Below are 18,803 nucleotides of genomic sequence, written 5' to 3'. Positions count from 1 at the left end.
TGTTACTGTCTGAGCAGGGTTATACATAGTTTAAATTAATTCGACTTGTCCAAATTGGCCAAAGAAACTTCCCTTTTTGGTCAGCTCTTTAAATAGGACAGGGGTTATCCCTGTAAATAGGAAGGTAATTCTTTTAAAAATTTCTGAATAGGAACCGCATGAATAGACTCATTTATAACACGTTCTTCATTTCCTGAATAAATCAAAAATAGTTTTGCTTTGGGATAATCCAAGTGAACGAGTGCAAGTCCCTTCAAGTCTTCTGGTTGAATTCGATGATTGCGCTTGACTTCAATTGCAAACAATCCATCTTCACCATAGAGAATAAAATCCACTTCTATTTTATTCTGAGTCCTATAGAAAAATATTTCCAAATCCAAATTTAAATTGTGAATTTGAGCACGGATCTCCTGAAAGATAAGTGTTTCAATAGCCGCTCCCTGGATCTCTTCGTCTGAATCTAAGGGTCCAATTTTTCTTAAGGCTCTGTAAACTCCGACATCAAAATAATAAAATTTAGGTTTCACCGACATTTTTCTTTTTGATTTTTTTTGAAAGACCGGAATCCTGTGGGCTATCAATAGATCTTCAGTGAGCTGGATATAGGCCTCTGCGGTTTTTTGATCGACCCCACAGTCAGTAGCCATTGCGCTGACACTGACAACCTGTCCTTGGGAAAAGGCAAGAACCTCCAGAAAATAAGCGAAAACGGAAAGATTTCTAACTAAAGCCTCTTGCTGAACCTCTTCTCTGAGATAAGTTCCAACATAACTTTTTAGATAATCCCTTGGTGACTCTGTGCTAAAAGTCATGGGCAAATGACCAAACTTCAAAGAGTGATGAATATCAAAATGATCCCCTAATTCAGTGGCCGTCAACGGAGAAAAAAATTTAGTCATGGCACGACCAGCAAGCAAATTTGCATGATTTTTTTTTAGCTTTCGAGCACTTGACCCTGTTAAGATAAATTTTTGCTGTCGTTCAGACATTAATCTTTGTACCTCATTCAATAACTCCGGCACTCTCTGTATTTCATCAAGGATAACCCAATCCTTTGGTCTAGCTTGGGCCAAGATTCGCTCCCTTAGAGATTCTGGGTGCCGTAAAAATTCTTGAAAAAGCCCTTCTGATAATAAATCTATATAAAGAGCTTCTGGAAACTGGGCTCTTAACCATGTTGACTTCCCTGTGCCCCTTGGTCCAAGAAGAAAAAAACTTTGTGATTTCATATAGTTAAAAAAACGCGGGTACATACTCCGTATTTTATTAAAAATAATGGAGTATGACAACATTTTTTTAATAACGATCTTTATTCTATTTTTGTTAGAATAGACAACGAAGGAAGGAATCAAGGATTTTATGGTTACCAAGTTTAAAGATATCATCGTTCATTTTCCTGGAGTCATGATTATACACCAAAAGATTCCCAGCCATGAGGTTGGTCGACATACTCATGAGGAGCATGAATTTTTTCTCCCTTTGCAAGGGGAAATCAAAGTTGAGCATAATCATAAGTTTTTTAAAGCAGGCCCAGGAAGAATGCTCTACGTCCCACCAAAGATCGATCATCGTTTTTCTTCTACCTCCCAAGGGTCTGGTGAAAGAGTGATTTGTTTAATTCAAGATGAGTTATGGAAAAAACAGAGCACAAAAAAATTTCCAACTCTTTCCATGCCCTGTAATTCCCTTGCCAAAGAATTATTATTTCATCTGCTAATCCACCCCAAAATGGAAGGGGTAAAGTATTTTATTTCAGCCTTGATACAAACATTAATTGAATCGATACAAGGTGCTGGTCTTCAGCAAAATCACATGGCCCTTCAGCACCTTGAAGGTAAAATTGGGGACGAAAGGATCAAGAAATCAATTCAACTATTGGACGTAAATATTTCTGGAATTTCCATGGACAAGCTTTCAAAAGAAAGTGGTCTGAGTCAAAGAAATTTAAGCCGCCTCTTTTTAAAAGAGACAGGGATAACTCCAAAAGATTATTTAATTCTGATTCGAATGGATAAAGCAAGACAGTTATTAAAAGAAACACAGATGACAATTACAGAAATCGCCTTAGAGGTGGGATACAATTCCCTTTCTAAATTTATTGATACTTTCAAAAAAATCGTTGGACAGCTACCCAGTGATTATCGAAACTTTTAACTAGATTACCACCAAACATTGACCTGACCAACGGCTCCTGCGCCGCCAGAATAGGCCTTAATTAGATCATCATATTTGGTTCCACCACCGCCGCCTCCACCTGGTGCCGATCCTGGTGCTAGTTGACCTCCTCCACCGCCACCGCCTCCACCAGCACTTCCTCCGCTGGCTCCTGAGCAGCTCAGATTGGATAGGTATGTCCAGGGCGCTGTTCCACCGTTACCCCCCTTAGCAACAAAAACGGAACCAACACCATTAGCACTCCCTCCGGCCCCTCCTTGACCAGCACTATGAATTGCTACAAAAATGGGTCCTTTGCCTCCAATTCCTCCGGTTGCTTGCAATAAAGGTCCTGCTCCAAATGTTGAATTGCCGCCATCGCTACCATTGCCCCCATTAACACAACAGACAACACCGGACCCAATACCTCCATGTCCACCAGCACCGACAACAAGAGGAAAAACTTGCCCTGGCGTTACAGAAATAATGGCTTTTCCATATCCACCGCCGCCGCCGCCACCTCCTCCACCGGCAGCATTAGCGCCAAAAGAGGATCCTCCGCCGCCTCCGCCTCCGCCCCAGGCCTCGACTAAAATTGCTGCAACTCCTGGAGGGACCATAAAGGTGTAGTTCCCAGGTAAGTTAAAAATCTGAAAATTGGTGAGGGGTATTGTACCCGCAGTGCCGATACCTGGACACCCAACAATAACCGTATTCTGGCCAGCAACACTAACTGATAACTTTAGAGAAAAATCAAGCGGCTTAATAGGTCGAATTCCCCCTTGAAAAGAAATTTTCATAATGGCCATATAGTTGCCAGGAGTACCTGTAATATCAGAAAGCAATATATCTTTGATTTGAAAAGCTCCTGAACCTTTTACGGGCAATCCAGCCGTTGCGATAACTTGGATCGATGTCGCCGACAAATATAGATTGTTAACAGCAATAGATCCTTGCGGAGGAAAATTAGCAGTAGGAAACGTAAAGCTTGCGCTATTTGCAGTAAAATCTTTGGTACAGATATCACCAGAAGCACTTGCCGAAAGTATAAATCTTTCTAAATCAAGGGTCGCTAACTTTTGCGAAAGAGCCTCTGTTTCTTTTTGTTGATTGATCAGCATCGTCGTAAAAGCCAGAAGAGCCACGATGGCAACACCGGAAGCAACCAATACCTCAACAAGTGAAATACCGCGAAAATTTTTGATCAACTTAAATATCATTCTTTCATTATCTCGAACAATATCTCAATTAACAAGATCCAAGCACTGCATAGATAGTTTTATTAAGCCATATTCTTTCTAATTCTTGTCAAACCTTTTAACAGTGGAAACCAAAGCGTCTTAAAATAAACCACCTTAAAAAAGAAAATGAAAGATTGCTTTTATTTCTTGTATATTGTCACCCTCATGTTCATTTACTAAACAAAAGGGCGCCACACAAACTGACTAGGAGGGCAGAGCTGGTATACAAATTAATAGGAAATGGCATTTAAGGCCTTAGAATTGCTACTTACCCTAAATAGTAAAATATAATGGAGTGTTTATAAAATGAGGAATAAAGGTATTTTTCTGTTTCTTACGGTCAGTTATATTTCGTTATCACTCAGCGCGGAGTCATTCTCTTGCTTAACCCAATATCTTAAAACACTGCCTCCAAATGAATTTACTCTTCAATTAGTTAACCAAAAAGAATCCAAGCACATATTAACAATGACCTACAACCAATTTTTAACTGATTTAAACGATTTGACTATCAAACGCCTTAAAACCCTTCTCGAAAGAATTAAATCCACACCTCAGCATGAATTGACTGAGATCGAAATCAAGGAGTTGAGCGATCTTAGAAAATCCTCATCCCTTTTAAGATCTGCCTTTGAATTGTTCTCCACAGATCATTCTATTCCTGAAAAGTTTAATATGTTTGTTGTAAAACTAGGTGGAGTTAAAGACTATTTAGAAACTGATCCCAACGAATCAAAAGATGATCCTGAAACAACGCAAGTGAAGGCATCCCAACAAATGAAGGCCCATCAAAATGTTATAGTTAAAATTATTAAACTTAAGGAAAGTCTAAGCCAAATCGATTTCAAAAAACTTATCAGAGACAGCTCACCAGCTTCACTTACTTCAAGCTCTGCTTATTTTAAACAAATCATCGAACAAACTGAATCTATTATTAAGCAAGCCACAGATGTAAAAGTTGATGAAGTTCACCAAGTTCGAAAAAACTTAAGAAATATTTTACGATTTATGGAACTTACTTTTGAACGAGAGCGGTACTCGAACAAACAAAAGAACTCCTTGCTAAAGGATTTCACAACCTCGCGACAAAATTCTAGGTTGTCCCAAATTATTTATTTAAAAGATCTTAATACCCAACTAGGAGAGATTACTGATAAATACGCAAGAGAACGATTGGCTGAAACAATTACAAAACATGATCTCGTCAATTTCCCAGAAGAAATCCTTCCAAAAGTAGTATATTTTTTAGAAAACCTCAAAATTATTACACCCCCAAGTCCCTAGTTTTTTCTAGTGCTTCTTTTTATCCTGAATTGATCATCATCGATGAGAATTTTGATAATATTCAGACCTTCAAATAAAAATCAAATCTATTAAAATGACATCCACTACTTTAGATCCAGTTTATAAATTCAAAAATTTAGCATTTTTATTTAATGGTGTAAGGATCCCTGATGCAACAGTCTATCGAATCTTAAATGATACAATTTGTAATAATACCAAGACAACTGTTATGATTAGTAATAACTCACAAATCCTCGTTTTTGACAAAGCAAATGCTTCTGATTCGCTTTCTTTAGCCTTTGAAGAAGTCACTCCCCTTGCAAAAGCAAATGCTGTGTGCAATCCAGATGAGGAAATTCCTGAAAATTTAAATTTACCTGACTCTATCACTTACAATCAACTTATGGGAACAGGGGATCTGGCTATTTTTAAAAATAATTGCCTCACTTGTCATTCTGATAGTGCTGGCATTAATGGGACACGCAACTTGATTACACTGCAATCAAGTTGCCAAACTAATATTTTGATCTAATGATTCCCTAGCGGAAAAAGTACTTTAAGAAATTACCTGCCATTGTTGAACAAGAGTGTTATTGTTTCAATTTTTTGTTAAACCGCTAAACAAAGAAAAACTAAACGACTTAAAATAAAACACTTTTAGAAATGAAAATAAAATATAATAACAGATGAATATTAAACCAAAGGTATTGAATTTTTTTTTACATGTCCGAAAGTACATATAATACAAACCCAGTTAAAACAAAACCTTGGAACAAGATGAGAAAAATGATTGATAATAAAAAATCGTCTCCTACCAATCCTACCAAAGAAATTTCTCTGCAATCACTGCGAAATGAAATTGATTTCATAGACCAGCAACTAATTCAATTGTTCGACAAAAGAGCTTCTTTAGTATTTAAAGTTGGTGAATGGAAAAAAAATAATTTAATTGATGTCTATGATCCATTAAGAGAACAACAAATTATAGAAAAAACAACAAAAACAAAACGTCATTTTTTAAATGATTCTGAAATTCAATCCTTATTTATAAAAATGATTGATTTTTTTAGAAATATTGAAAAGGCACGATCGCTTATTTCAGAATCCTCGCCCAACTCGCTTCTTAAAAAGAAAGGGTCTTTTGGTTTTTTTGGATTTGGACTCATTGGCGCCTCCATAGCCTTAGCACTTAAGGAATCCTTTCCCGAATGGAACTTTTTGATCCATGACCCGCACCTCGACAAGATCGAGTTCGAAAAATGGAATGAAAGTAAAACTCAATCGAAATTCCAGTTAGTTTCAATTGACAATCTCACCAACAAGCTTTCTGACGAGTTAAATGTGATTTTTTTAGCAGCCCCCATCGATAAGAATGCTGAATTTGGGAAAGCCGTAACTAAAAAGAACGTGCTGACTTTAAATCTGGGAAGCGTTCAAGAACCCATAGACAATGTTATCGGTTTTCACCCATTAGCAGGAAAAGAACTAAGCGGATACCAAGCCGCACAAGGTGATTTGTTTTATGGAAAAACCCTATGCCTTTCACCTTCTGAAAATGTAGATAATCTAGCGCTGGAAGCCTCCCAAATTCTTGCTAAAAAATTAGGAGCTGAAGTTGTCATCACACCATGGGAAGTGCACAATGAACGATTGGCTTATTCAAGCCATTTGACTCAACTCCTATCTATGGTTTATGGAATAACCTTGGATAAAAATTATACCGATGACTTGTATTCTTTGATTCCAAGTTCTGCCAGAGATTTCTTAAGGCTCAGTGGATCTGATTATAAAATGTGGGAGCCTATTATTAGAAAAAATAATCAATTTATCACAACGGCCATGACTCAGTTTGAAAAAAATTTTCAATATGTGAGAAAGGTGGTTGAAGGATCGTCCTCTCAACAAAGCCATTTGAAGGAATTATTTATCAAAGCACAGTTTATTTACGAAAAGATATACAAAAAAAGGAAACAGCCATGATCATCATTATTAAAAGAGGATTAAAGCCAGAAAATATCCAAGATGTTTTAAATAAGATAAAAGAATTGGGCGCTAGTCCTCATATTGTCGAAGGACGTGAGCAGATGACGGTGAGCGTGTTAGGAAAAACAGAGAAAATTTCTTTAAATTCATTTGAAGTTTTTCCAGAAATCGAGAGTGTTCTCAGAATCTCAAAGCCGTTTAAATTAGCCGCCTTAGCGGCAAAGCCACAAGGGACCGAATTTAATATTAAGGGGGTTTTATTTGGCCCCAAACATTTTAATGTGATGGCTGGTCCTTGTTCCGTCGAAAGTGAAAATCAAACCATGCGCATCGCAAAAGCTGTCAAAAAAGCGGGAGCCACAGTCCTTCGCGGCGGTGCCTTTAAACCTCGAAGCTCCCCCTACGCATTTCAGGGAATGGGTTTGGATGGACTCAAAATTTTACAAATGGCCTCAAAGGAAACTGGTTTGCCTATTGTTTCCGAAGCCATGGACTATGATGGCTTAAAAATGATGTTGGATTATGTGGATATCATTCAAATAGGCGCCAGAAACATGCAGAACTTTGCTTTGCTCAAAGAGCTCGGAAAAATTGACAAACCTATTTTACTCAAACGAGGAATGTCCGCCACTGTCGAAGAATGGTTGATGAGTGCCGAATATATTTTGGCGGGTGGAAACAGCAAGGTGCTTCTTTGTGAGCGAGGAATTAGATCCTTTGATACTCAGTTTTCACGAAACACTTTGGACTTAAACGTGGTGCCCATTCTCAAAAGTTTAACTCATCTTCCAGTGGTTGTGGATCCCAGTCATGGTACAGGTCATCGTTACCTAGTGGCCCCTATGGCCTTGGCAGGAATGGCTGCCGGTGCTGATTCTTTAATTATCGAAGTTCATGATAAGCCCGAAGAAGCCCTTTCCGATGGCCCCCAAGCCCTGTTGCCTAGTGACTTTGAGTCTTTAATGGAAAAAATTGTAGGAATGGGAAAAATCATGGGAAGAAATGTGCAAACAAGCATCCCTCAAATGAAAGTAACTAAATAGAATGAAGTTTCATTTTAAAGGAATTATCCCTGCTTCTAAGTCCATTATGAATAGAGCTTTAATTTGCTCTTCTTATTCTCAAAAATTAAAAATTGAAGGATCTTCCAACTGTGATGATGTTGTCAAAATGGTTCACGCCATTCATCAGCTGAAAAATGAACCCTTAAATCTTTGTCAAGAATTCGATTGTGGAGCCGCGGGAACGGTTCTTCGCTTTTTAGGCCTGCGCCTAAGCCGCATCCCAGGAAAACATATTTTAAAAGGCAGCGAAAGACTTTTCCAGAGGCCACAACAAGATCTTTTAGATTTATTGTCTAAATTGGGAGTTCTTTATGATCTTTCAAAAGATCGCATGATATTGCATTCCGAGGGTTGGAAAAATCTTTCTCAGCCACTGGAGGTTCATCGCAATGTCTCTAGTCAGTTTGCTTCTGGAATTCTCTTGAATGCCTGGAATCTAAATCAAGATTTAAATTTAAAAATGATAGGATCTCCGATGAGTGAAGGTTATCTTCAAATGACTATTAAACTTGTAAAAGCTTTAGGAATGAAAATTACGTTTTCGGAAAATAAATTAGTCATCCCTGCCAAAAGCCAAGTAGAGGTTAATAGTTACCAGGCTGAAAGTGATTTAAGCTCTTTATTTGCCGTAGCCGCCTTTTCTGTTCTAAACGGAGAAGCACAATTTGAAAAGTTTCCTTACCCAAGCCTTCAACCCGATATCGAGTTTTTGGATTTTTTTAAACGTATGGAAATACCTTTTCTTTTAAATGAAAATGAACAAGTTTTAAAAATTTTTCCCGTCAAACACTTTAAAGGCTTAGACGCTAATTTAAATTCTTGTCCCGATTTATTTCCCGTACTTGCTGTCTTGTGTGCTTTTGCCTCGACACCTTCAAAACTCTTTGGTGCTCCCCAGTTGATTCATAAAGAATCAAATCGCATTGCCAAAATAGCCGATTTATTGAATGCTATTAACGTAGAAAATACTCCTCTTACCGATGGTATGATCATTCAGCCTGCAAAAAAAAGCAAACCAAATGCCCAGCCATTCGAGTATGATACAGACCATGATCACCGACTCGCATTTGCCGCATCCTTGATTTTATCCCAAGGATTTCCAATTAAAATAAAACACCCAGAAGTCGTGAGCAAAAGTTTTCCCGAGTTTTGGCAAGTCCTTGGTTTAGACTGCTAGAACTTTTCTTAGAGCTTAGATAGAAGACTCCTCTCAAGTTTCATAGCATTTTCCCGAGAGGTTTCCAGTATGAAAAAGATCTTTTTTCTGAGTATTTTACATTTTGCTTTGACGGGTTATATTTTAGTCTCTCATGTCTCCATTAAAAAACCAGAAGTGTCCACTCCTCTCCCTGCGAAAATTGTTTACACTCGTGGTAGTCCTGAAATTGTCATGCCTTTCACAGGCGGCAATGATTGGTTTAAAAAGAATAAACAATTTTGCAATACTCTAGAGATCGATACCCTAATGAAAAAGGATCCACCTCCATCAAATGTGGAAGGCAGAGGTTACCAAGCTGCTTGCTATATTTTAGCGGCCCGAATTGAAGAAGCTGATCAAATCATTATGTCTGTGCCTCAACAAAGCCAAGCCCAAGCAGCAGGCATTGTCTTTAATGTGGGTCATCCCATTGCTGATTCTGGAGATGATAAATCCGCAGGTCCAATAATGAATTTAGTTCTCAAATACTGGCCCGAAAACTATCAAGCGGTCTATCATGCGGGTATGTCCGAATTTGCACTTAAACAATACTCTGAATCCAAAGTACACCTTAAAATGTTTTTAACCATGTACAAAAATAATGACTACTTTCATCAAACGGCGGTTAAAACTTTAGAACGGTTAGACAAGGAGTTTTAAGTGGCAGATCAACTCATCGGTAAGACCATCAATAATCGCTATGAGATCTTAGCTGAAATTGGCCGTGGTGGTTATTCTACTGTTTATAAAGCTAGCGATTTGAGCCTAAATCAAATAGTCGCCGTTAAATGTTTTTATCCTCCACCGGGTGCCTTTGAGAAGATAAAAGAAAAAGTAAAACGTGAAATGCAAACCATAAGAAAACTTCACCATCAGTTTGTGATTCAGCTTTTTGATTTTTTTGAAGAGGACAACTGGCTTTTTTTAGCTATGGAATTTATAGACGGAGGAAGTTTATCTGATCTTGTAAAAGAAAAAGGAGCCTTGAACCCTGTTTTAGTAAAGAAAATAATGGAACAAATGGCAGATGCATTAGTGATAGCCCATCAAAATGGAATCATTCACAGAGATATCAAGCCACAAAATATTTTGTTTAGAAAGACTGGTGATGCTGTTTTGGCAGATTTTGGATCCGCCAAAGTCTATGGGCAAAATACATCGTCTATGACTATCTCCATGAATGGGACATTGGATTACATGTCTCCTGAAGTGATCCAAAATAACCCCTATGACTGTCGCACGGATATCTATTCCTTAGGGCTAACCATGTACTATGCTTTGACAGGAAGAAAAGCCATCCAAAGTTCTTTAAATCATGTAGTCAGTCAATTTGAAAATGGTTTTGATCCCAAGTTAATTGAACCAAAAGCGGATTCGTTTTTAAGCAAAATCATAAAGAAATCGACCGCCTTCTACGCTGCAAATCGTTTTCTGACCGCACAAACATTGTTGGATTTTTTAAAAGCTCCAACAGCCCTCTCCAATGAACAAAATGAGGAAAAATATTGCTTCATTTGTGGCAATGAAAACGCTTTACCATCAGGTTCCTGTTTAGGCTGTCTTGTTTCTCAAGAAACAGAAAAAGAATCAACTTCATTACTTTTTATTAGGAATGGATATGAACTATCAAGCTCTGATTTTATTCAAAAATTTTTTACGCCCACATCATTAAGCATGGCCAAAATAAATGAGTGCAAGGAGGGTTTGTTACCTTTTGTGAGAATAAATTCTGAATTACAAGATAAAATTGGGATAGATTTACTAAACACAGGTATTGTCACGGAGGTGGTCACTCCAAAAATATTTTTTGGAGCTGCCCCTAAAAATATGAGCCTTTTTCTCATGGGAAATTTGATCTTGGGAACATGGGTTGGCCTACAATACAGTCCTCATTTTTTCTGGGTGACTATTGCTTTTTTTCTTTTCTCTTTATTCTATCTTCGTTCAGAAAGCGTAAAGCCCATATTTCGAAATACAAATAATCCTGGAAAACTGAATATAGCTTTAATTGATTCGATGCTTTCAACCTATAAAAGCTTGATTCATGATAACTATAGAAAAAATGTAGTCAATTTGTTTCGAACGAGCCATCGCCTCTGGAATCAGATACATTCCCAAGAAGTTAAATTACAAATTGAATCTACTTTAGTTTGTTTGCTCAAATCAATTTTAGAAATTGATTCCACTTTTGAAAAATTAAGACAAATCTATCAAAAGGATTTAGATGTACATTCAAATTTTCTCTTTAAAAACGAAGCCTCCTTCAATCAACTGTCATTTGCCATTTTAAAAGCGGAGTCTCTTTTAATGAATTTACAATTAAATACCCAAACTGTCGATGACACTCTTATTTTGAAAAGAGTTGTTGATTCCATGCAAGATTTAGAGACAGAATATAGACTTCACATAGAAGCTAAAAAAGAACTCGATGATCTCTTAAACAATGTTGCCTAGCCTGAGGACTTTATGACAAAACCCTATCAAGTTTTTCCAGATATAAGTTCCATAAATTTTGAACACTCTTCTGATAGAGCCGCTCTGAATGCTCTAAGAAAAATACCAGGAATTGATCTTTTGATTAAGAAAATTTTTGGCTTTCTCAGAGACAAACCTCTTCGACTCATTTTTTTAGCCAGCGCCGTCAGAATTAATGAAAACCAACGACCTGATTTGTATGAGGAATTAAAAAAAGCCTGTGAAATCCTTGATTGTCCTGTCCCAGAACTCTACTTGATACAAGATGCCCGCATCAATGCTATGGCTGTTGGGATTGAGAAACCATTTATTGTTATTAACACTGCCTTGCTTGATCGATTGGTTGGTGATGAAATAAGAACCGTTTTAGCCCATGAATTAGGTCATATTATTTCAGGACATTCTTTATATAAAACCATTAATTGGATCCTCCAATGGATCTTAACTGGTTTCTTTCCGTCTCTTTTTCAATTTGCCACTCTCCCCCTGGTCTTAGCATTAAAAGAATGGGACAGAAAATCAGAGTTATCTGCAGATCGAGCTGGACTTTTAGCTAGTCAAGATTTGGAAGTTTCACTCACCGTTTTATTTAAATTAGCTGGTGCCATGGAAAAATCCAAATTCAATTTAGAGGAATTTGAAATGCAAGCCAAAGAGTATCAGGAAAGTGGAGATCTAGGAGATAGTTTTTTTAAAATTTTAAATTTAATTTTCCTAAGCCATCCCTTTTTAGTACTCAGAATTTCTGAATTAAGAAAATGGCACGATTCCGGGGACTATTCCAAAATTAAATCAGGTAATTACATTCGCAGAAGTGAAGAGTCTCAAACGAAAGTCAAAGATGATTTTATGAAAAGTTATGAAGAATATAAAAACAATTTTAAATCAAGCCAAGATCCCCTGGTAAACCTAGCCAAAGAAATTTATTCCTTTGGTGAGTCTTTTATTTCTGAAGCGCTTCGTAAAAAAGGATAATCCTTGATTATATGATTCCCTCGCCTTTCAAAATATGCTCAGATACTTTCTATGGGTGGAAGTATTTTTGGTAATCGATTTCAAATTTTGAGTTTTGGGGAAAGTCATGGCACCGGACTGGGTGTTGTTATTGATGGATGCCCTTCAGAAATTATTTTTGACGAGACTTTTTTAAAAAAAGAATTGAGCCGTCGTCGGCCAGGACAAAAAGTAAATGACATCTCCATTGTTTCCGATCGCCAAGAATTAGATATTCCAGAGGTTTTAAGTGGAGTTTATGAAGGAAAAACCCTAGGGACGCCCATAGCCATGTTTGTTAGAAATCAAGATGCCAGATCCCATGATTATAAAGAAATCGCTCAGAAACCAAGGCCTGGTCACGCCGATGATACCTGGAAAGTAAAATTTGGTCACACAGATCCTCGTGGTGGCGGAAGGTCCTCAGGGCGTGAAACCCTGGCCAGAGTGATGGGCGGCGCTGTTGCCAAGATGTTTTTAAAGCAAAAATTTCCGCAAATTAATATTTTTGCTTTTTCTAAACAAATTGGGCCCATTTCCTTGACTGCTAAAGATTCAGAACAAATTCTAAAAAATCTGATTTCTTCTGAAAAAATCGATGCTTTCCCTTCACGTTGCCCTGATCTTGATTTAGATAAAAAAATTGAGACTCTTTTATTGCAAGCTAAAAAAGATGGCAAATCCTATGGCGGCGAAGCCGTCCTGGTGATTCAAAATCCTCCTGCTGGCTTGGGGCAACCCGTATTTCACAAACTTAAATCTGATTTAGCTGCCGCCTTTATGAGTATAGGCGCCACTGCCGGAGTTGAGCTCGGTGCTGGTCATGATGTCAGCCAAACCGAAGGATCTGAATTTCATTTGCAAACGGACCAATCCCACTATGGAGGCATTCGTGGAGGTATTAGTACCGGCGAGACCATTTTGTTTCGAGTTTTTTTTAAACCCACCGCCACTGTTTTAGATACAGCAAAAAAAGGAAGACATGATCCGTGTATTATTCCAAGAGCGATCCCTGTTTTAGAAGCCATGGCTGCCTTGGTCATCACTGACCATGTTTTGTGGCAGCGGCAAGACAAAGTTTAGGAAATGTAAAATGATTTTTTCAAAAAGAGCTAATCAATTAGTCGCCTCAGCCACCATGAATGCCACTCTGAAAGCACAAAATCAAATTAAAAACGGTGAAGATATTGTCTTAGGTTCTGTTGGAGAACCGGATTCAAAACCACCTTCAAGCACCAAAAAGGAAGTTATCAATTATTTAAACACCCATGATTCTAAATATGGCTCTGCTCAAGGTTTAGCGAGCACAAGAAAAATAATTTCCACATGGATGAACCAACTATATAAACAAAATTGGTCTTCTGAAAATGTAGTTATTTCACCAGGATCCAAATTTGGTCTGTATTCTCTTTTCCAAATTTTAGGTGATGAAACTTGTGAAGTGATCATTCCATCCCCCTACTGGGTAAGCTATGTCACCTTGGCAAAACTATCAGGAGCTTCAATTCAAGTCATTCCTTGCTCGGCTTCAGAAAATTATAAATTAACTGCTGCAAAATTAAAAAACGAGCTTTCAAAAAAAACGAAGGCTTTAACAAAAATTTTACTGTTAAATTCTCCACAAAATCCAACGGGTGCTATTTACTCAAAATCCGAACTTATAGAATTAGCAGAGGTGATTGCGGCCCATCCTGACCTTATGGTTATTTGCGACGATATTTATAACCAGTTAATTTTTTCTGATGACTCTCGCTGTCCTCATTTACTAGATGTTTTAGATAAAGAACATCATCAACGAGTGATCCTCGTTCATGGTGCTTCTAAAAGTTTTGCTTTAACAGGGTGGCGGCTTGGGTGGGTGATAGCAAGTTCCGAAATCATCAACAAGCTTACTGATTTTCAAAGTCAAACATTAACCTGTATGCCTGATTTTATACAAATTGCTCTTGAAAAAACTCTGCAAAATGAAAATCAATATGTAAATGAATTGAAAGAACTCATTAAAATTCGACACCAACGAGCTATTTCAATCTTACAAACCTGTCCAGGTATTAAGTTGTTTTCTTCACAGGGAGCCTTCTATGTGTGGATGGAAGTTCTTGATAAATCAAAAACTTCCTCGCAAATTTGTGATGAACTTTTAAATCAATTCGGAGTGGCTCTGGTTCCTGGTTCTTCTTTTGGCTGTGAGTACCATCTTAGATTTTCTGTGACCATTTCAGATACTTTATTAGATAAGGGGCTACAAAGAATTATTAATTATTTCACATTAAATGGGAACCCTGACCAAATTAAAAAGTAAGGCATTATGAAATCAAAACTCATTTTCACAGAGAAGTTTCCAAACTCAACCACTCTTGCTGATCACCCTGTACTTATTTTTGATCAATTTCTTTTAAAAAATGCAGCGACCAAGACCTGGATTGAAACCTTTCCTCATCGTCTTGGCGTTCGAGCCGGAGAGGAGCTCAAACAACTTAAGCCTTTTGAAAAACATTTTATTTCTATTTTAAAATTAATCGAAAAAACAAAAACCAAAAACATTACTCTAGTCGCCTTAGGCGGGGGCAGCCTTGGTGATTTTGCTGGTTTCATGGCTAGTGTTTTTAAGCGAGGCGTTCCTCTAGTGCATATTCCCAGCACTTGGCTTGCGGCCATCGACTCTTCCCATGGAGGAAAAACAGCTCTCAATGTCGGCGGTTATAAAAATCAAATGGGTACTTTTTATCCAGCAAATAAAATTTATTTAATTAAGTCTCTTCTTTTGACCCAACCCCAAGAACGAGTCAAAGACGCAATGGGTGAAGTTTTAAAGACCATCTTACTTGAGGGCGGTAACTTGTGGAAAAAAACTTCAGGTCTGAGTTCTTTTAATGAGGACGCACTTTGGAAAATTTTGCCAGAGCTGATAAAATATAAATATAAAATCGTGAAAAAAGATCCTTTCGAAACTAAAGGAATAAGATTTTTTTTAAATTTTGGTCACACCTATGGTCATGTTCTCGAGTCCATTCATAACCTGCCCCATGGAGTCGCCGTGAACTATGGGCTCCGTTTGGCCCTTGAGCTTTCTTTAAAATTCAACACTTTAAATTTAAAAAGTTATCAACAAATTCAAGACAGTTCTTTGATTCAAAATCATTTAATTTCAAAACAAGAGGCCTTAAGACTCTTAAGAAAAACTCCACAGCTAGAGCGACAGCTTCGGCAGGATAAGAAAGCAAACCACAACAGCACGATTCGCTTTGTCTTATTAAAAGACATCGGCAAACCTTGTGTTCAAGAAATCAAAATCAATGCCCTTTCGGAATTGAAAAAATGAACAGAGTTCCATTAATTGAGTTTCATTCAAAACAAATCGTTGTTTTTGGGCAACGTGGGGTTGGGAAGACCTCTTTTCGCGATCGGCTTAAAAACTATTGGAAAGATTCATCTTTTGTTTTTTTAGACTTAGATCAGGAAATAGAATCACATCTAGGAAAAACCATCTCATCCATTATTGAAATCGAAGGTGAAGCTACCTTCCGAAAATATGAGCTCGACGTTTTTAAAAAGATAATCCTTCAACATCCACAGTTTGTCTTAACTCTTGGTGGTGGATTTCCAGTAAAGGAAATCCCTCCTCACCTTCACAAAATATGGATTCAAAGGCCAGCGGATGAGTATGGACGCATCTTCTTTGATCGCCCAAGATTAGATCCAGAAGTTTCTGATTTAGCTGAGTTCTTTCAAAGAGCTCAACTCAGAGCAGCCGCTTTTGAAATCCACCATGATGAAATCTATCTGATGCCCGAAGGTATCAGAACAGAAAATGACACAGAAAAATCCCTTTTTAAAATACCCATTGAATTTAACATGCAGAATTCTAGTTACCTTACTCTGACAAAAGAATTAAATCGAATGTGGGCTTATCTGTATAAGGTTCAAGAATCTGGTTTTGAATTTCGTGACGATTTACTTCCTTTTGAAGAGTTTAAATTGTTTTATATGACCATTTCTCCTAAACATTTTATTTTAAGCTTTCGTGATAAAATTAAAATCATAGAAAGCGAAAAGAATTTTATAAATTTCAAAAATTCAATAGCCTTGACTTCTCAAGCTATCTCTATGGATTTGGATTGGGCACTCGAACTAGGTTCTCCTCTTAATTTAAATAAACTAAAACCTACAATTATTTCCTTGCACGATTATTTGCCCCAAGAAAATTTAACTCAATTTTTAGAGAGACTCTCCGTTTTTTCTGGTAAAGAAACTCATTTAAAAGCCTCTCCAATGATAGAATCATTTTCCGATTTGCAGCAATTGTGGGAATGGCAACAGAATGACCCAACAAACAGATCCATTTTGCCTCGATCAAAGACAGGTCGCTGGACTTGGTTTCGTCAATGGATGAAAGGCCGTCAAAAAATAAATTTCTGGAAAAGTTCAACTAAAGGAACAGCCCTCGATCAGCCTTCACTTTATCAATGGCTTAGTCAAATCTCAACTTGTAAGCACTTTGCCGCCGTTCTTGGCAGTCCCGTCAACTTATCTAGAACCCCCTTAGAACAAGAAAATTTTTTTTCTAAATATCATTTTCCCGTATTGGCTATAGATATGAGTGAAGATGAATTTGATAGGGCCATGGTTTTTCTCATACAGCTAGGTCTTATCGCTGCAGCGGTCACTTCTCCATTGAAGCGTAAGGCTTACTCATTGGTGGCCAATCACGTTTATGATAAATCTCATCCGTTAACTCATAAAGACCTAGCTTCACTCAATACTCTTTTTATTTTTCCAGAAAAGAATCTTCTTGAGGGAATCAATACCGACTTAGAAGGGTTTGCCGCTTTAGCTTCTGCCGTAACAACTCACGAATCAAGTCAAAATTTGAAGGTATTGATTTGGGGAGGAGGAGGAACTTTACCCGTTATCAAGAAAACTTTTCCCCAAGCTATTGAATACTCCATCCGCGAGGGCGCGCCCAGAAATCAGACCAAAGATGCGAATGAAAACCCAGGAAATCCACACATTGATATCGATGTTCTTATTTGGGCTGGAGGTCCTCAAGCAACTATGCCAAATCTAAATATGAGTCCAAAGTATATTATCGATTTAAATTACCGAGAAGATTCGTTAGCTCGGGCCTATGCCAAGTCCCACAAAGCTATTTATTTATCTGGTGAGAAAATGTTTTTAGTCCAAGCTGAAAAACAACGACATTTCTGGAGCCTACTGCTTACCGAAGTAGGGTTATCCAATTAAAAATAAAGCACTCGTTTCTCAGAAAATGAATGAAATTTACGGAAAGGAATTTATGAAAAAATTTATCAATGCCAACTTGTTACGGATGGGCTTGGTTTTATTAACGACTGTTTTAATGTTACTTCCCTCTCAATCACCAGCTCAGGTTCCACTTCAAATTGAGTCCTCCTCGCAGACAGTTCCAGGAAGTCATTTTAAGAAAGTGGTTTGGATCGTATTTGAAAATACGGACTTCAAAAAAGTTATGGAACAGAAAGATTTTTTTAGGATTTCCAAATATGGAGCTTCGATGACCCAAATGATCGCCTCGACCCATCCCTCTCAGGGAAACTATATCGCGATGATTGCCGGGTCTACCTTAGGAGTTACCAGTGATTCTCCAATCGATTTGAATGCTTTTCATCTAGGTGATTTACTTGAAAGAAAGGGCCTCAGCTGGCGAGTTTATGCTGAGGACTACCCTGGAAATTGTTTTACCGGAAAAAAATCAAAAAATTATGTTCGTAAACATGTTCCTTTTATGAGCTTTATAAATGTCACACGTGATCCTAAAAGATGCGCTTTCATTGAAAGTGATCAAAATTTTAATTCAGATTTTACGAGTAGAAACCTTCCCAATTTTTCAATGTATATTCCAAATTTAATAAATGATGGTCATGACACAAACGTTGATTATGCCGGTCGCTGGCTAACCGCAAAATTCGGTAATTTACTAACACATCCAGAGGCTCTCGAAGATATTTTGTTTATTATAACTTTTGATGAAAGTGGTTTTTTTTCACTATCTAATCAGATTTATACGGTTTTGATTGGCTCCCAAATTATCCCTGGTAGTCAATTCTCATCTAAAATAGGTCATGCCGCGCTCTTAAAATTGATTGAAGATGAATATGGACTCGGCAATTTAGGCCGCGAAGACTCAACTTCGCCATCGATTACAGGAATTTGGAAAAACAGAAGTTATCACTCTGATTAGTTTAAAAGGCAATTAACCATTTACTTATTTTAGGCACACCGATTAGAGCTCTTTTGAATTTTAATCCTCAAAAACCCTATAGAAATTCCTTAATACTAAAGAAAACAGGTGTCTCAAAAGATGACATGAAGGGTGACATATTATCACTTCGCTACAAAAAACTAAAAAAAATGATTATTAAACTCGAAAAT

16 protein-coding genes are annotated in these 18,803 nt (G+C 37.5%); 14 read left to right on the top strand and 2 right to left on the bottom strand.

All coding sequences use genetic code 11. The features are described from left to right. Positions 1-104: 104 nt before the first annotated feature. Positions 105-1,253, bottom strand: a complete 1,149-nt coding sequence (locus J0M15_05035; GenBank protein MBN8536393.1) for an ATP-binding protein — start codon at positions 1,251-1,253, stop codon at positions 105-107. Between the two features lie 106 nt (positions 1,254-1,359). On the opposite strand from J0M15_05035, the gene J0M15_05030 reads away from it, so the two are divergent. After that, positions 1,360-2,154, top strand: coding sequence for a helix-turn-helix domain-containing protein (locus J0M15_05030; GenBank protein MBN8536392.1), 795 nt, complete (start codon positions 1,360-1,362; stop codon positions 2,152-2,154). A 5-nt stretch (positions 2,155-2,159) separates the two neighbouring features. Here the strand turns inward: J0M15_05030 and J0M15_05025 are convergent, their stop codons facing one another. Then, complete coding sequence (locus tag J0M15_05025) at positions 2,160-3,374, bottom strand: hypothetical protein (GenBank protein ID MBN8536391.1); 1,215 nt, start codon at positions 3,372-3,374, stop codon at positions 2,160-2,162. A 327-nt stretch (positions 3,375-3,701) separates the two neighbouring features. Between J0M15_05025 and J0M15_05020 the strand changes: the two genes are divergently transcribed. The 13 genes from J0M15_05020 to J0M15_04960 all read left to right on the top strand — a co-directional run bounded on the left by J0M15_05020 (position 3,702) and on the right by J0M15_04960 (position 18,612). Further along, on the top strand, positions 3,702-4,679 hold the full coding sequence (locus tag J0M15_05020) for a hypothetical protein (protein MBN8536390.1): 978 nt from the start codon (positions 3,702-3,704) through the stop codon (positions 4,677-4,679). 229 nt (positions 4,680-4,908) lie between these two features. Next, positions 4,909-5,211 (top strand): hypothetical protein, encoded by a 303-nt coding sequence (locus tag J0M15_05015; GenBank protein MBN8536389.1) that lies wholly within the window; start codon positions 4,909-4,911, stop codon positions 5,209-5,211. Between the two features lie 254 nt (positions 5,212-5,465). Next, the gene (locus J0M15_05010; GenBank protein ID MBN8536388.1) at positions 5,466-6,659 is read left to right on the top strand and encodes a prephenate dehydrogenase/arogenate dehydrogenase family protein; all 1,194 of its coding nucleotides are present in this window, start codon (positions 5,466-5,468) and stop codon (positions 6,657-6,659) included. Continuing rightward, positions 6,656-7,705, top strand: a complete 1,050-nt coding sequence (gene aroF / locus J0M15_05005) for a 3-deoxy-7-phosphoheptulonate synthase (GenBank protein ID MBN8536387.1) — start codon at positions 6,656-6,658, stop codon at positions 7,703-7,705. Before J0M15_05010 ends, aroF begins: the two co-directional genes overlap by 4 nt. 1 nt (position 7,706) lies before the next feature. Further along, the gene (locus J0M15_05000) at positions 7,707-8,903 is read left to right on the top strand and encodes a 3-phosphoshikimate 1-carboxyvinyltransferase (protein ID MBN8536386.1); all 1,197 of its coding nucleotides are present in this window, start codon (positions 7,707-7,709) and stop codon (positions 8,901-8,903) included. 69 nt (positions 8,904-8,972) lie between these two features. Then, positions 8,973-9,584 carry a hypothetical protein gene (locus J0M15_04995; GenBank protein MBN8536385.1) on the top strand — a complete coding sequence of 204 codons (612 nt, stop codon included), beginning with the start codon at positions 8,973-8,975 and terminating at the stop codon, positions 9,582-9,584. Next, a complete protein-coding gene (locus J0M15_04990) occupies positions 9,585-11,378 on the top strand; it encodes a serine/threonine protein kinase (protein ID MBN8536384.1) in 1,794 nt (597 codons plus the stop codon). A 12-nt stretch (positions 11,379-11,390) separates the two neighbouring features. Continuing rightward, positions 11,391-12,374 (top strand): M48 family metallopeptidase, encoded by a 984-nt coding sequence (locus J0M15_04985; protein MBN8536383.1) that lies wholly within the window; start codon positions 11,391-11,393, stop codon positions 12,372-12,374. Positions 12,375-12,425: 51 nt separating this feature from the next. Next, positions 12,426-13,475: a chorismate synthase gene (aroC, locus tag J0M15_04980; GenBank protein MBN8536382.1), complete on the top strand. Its 1,050-nt coding sequence runs from the start codon at positions 12,426-12,428 to the stop codon at positions 13,473-13,475. Between the two features lie 10 nt (positions 13,476-13,485). Beyond that, positions 13,486-14,694 carry an aminotransferase class I/II-fold pyridoxal phosphate-dependent enzyme gene (locus tag J0M15_04975; GenBank protein MBN8536381.1) on the top strand — a complete coding sequence of 403 codons (1,209 nt, stop codon included), beginning with the start codon at positions 13,486-13,488 and terminating at the stop codon, positions 14,692-14,694. 6 nt (positions 14,695-14,700) lie between these two features. Then, positions 14,701-15,714: a hypothetical protein gene (locus tag J0M15_04970; protein MBN8536380.1), complete on the top strand. Its 1,014-nt coding sequence runs from the start codon at positions 14,701-14,703 to the stop codon at positions 15,712-15,714. After that, on the top strand, positions 15,711-17,636 hold the full coding sequence (locus J0M15_04965) for a hypothetical protein (GenBank protein MBN8536379.1): 1,926 nt from the start codon (positions 15,711-15,713) through the stop codon (positions 17,634-17,636). Before J0M15_04970 ends, J0M15_04965 begins: the two co-directional genes overlap by 4 nt. A gap of 52 nt (positions 17,637-17,688) precedes the next feature. After that, entirely contained in the window at positions 17,689-18,612 is a 924-nt protein-coding gene (locus J0M15_04960) for a hypothetical protein (protein MBN8536378.1), read from the top strand. Positions 18,613-18,803: the final 191 nt, after the last annotated feature.

Source organism: Deltaproteobacteria bacterium (assembly GCA_017302835.1).
GTDB lineage: Bacteria > Bdellovibrionota > Bdellovibrionia > Bdellovibrionales > Bdellovibrionaceae > UBA2316.
Note: the sequence above shows the minus strand (reverse complement) of the source record. Positions and strands in the feature narration are given on the sequence as shown.